The 634-nt window shown below is 75.2% G+C and carries 2 protein-coding genes; both read right to left on the reverse strand.

What is annotated here, in order from left to right:
* Positions 1-387, reverse strand: a 387-nt coding sequence (locus G3I65_RS26445) for a TetR family transcriptional regulator (RefSeq protein WP_160698507.1), incomplete at its 3' end; no start/stop codon positions are given.
* The coding region (locus G3I65_RS26450) for a cytochrome P450 (RefSeq protein ID WP_160698508.1) at positions 384-634 on the reverse strand (251 nt) is incomplete at its 5' end. The genes G3I65_RS26450 and G3I65_RS26445, both read right to left, overlap by 4 nt.

Raw genomic sequence — 634 nt, forward strand, 5'->3', positions numbered from 1 at the left:
GAGCAGCGGCCCGAGCACGGCCTCCACCGGCGCCAGCGCCGTCATCGACGCGAGCTGGCGGGTGAGCACGAGCGGCGCCGCGCGCGGGTGCCCGAGCATCGCGTCGCGGAAACCGTGCGCCAGCGCGGACATCGTCTCCCGGAGGTCGCCCGGCGGGGGCGCCGGGATCGCGGCGAGCAGCACCTCGGCGACGCCGTCGAGCAGCGCGTCCTTGCCGTCGACGTGGTTGTACAGGCTCATCGGGTCGACGCCGAGCCGCCGCGCGAGCTTGCGCATGCTGACAGCGTCCAGGCCCTCCTCGTCGACCAGTGCGAGCGCCTCCCGCAGGATCCGGTCCCGGGAAAGGCCGCCGAGGTCCTTGGGCGGACGCCCGCGCCGGGTCGTCACGGCGTGAGCACCGCGGGCAGGTTTTCGTAGCCACGCAGGATGCGCGTCGACCGACGGCGGCCACCCGGTAGCACCCGCAGCCCGGGGAAGCGCTCGAAGATCGTGCGCAACCCGATCTCGCCTTCCATGCGCGCCAGCGACGCGCCCAGGCAGTGGTGGCGGCCGGCGCCGAACGCCACGTGGTCGCGCGCGCGTTCCCGCGTGACGTCGAAGGCCGCCGGGTCGGCGAACACGCCGGGGTCGCGGT

This window comes from Amycolatopsis sp. SID8362 (genome assembly GCF_010550475.1).
Taxonomy (GTDB): domain Bacteria; phylum Actinomycetota; class Actinomycetes; order Mycobacteriales; family Pseudonocardiaceae; genus Amycolatopsis; species Amycolatopsis eburnea.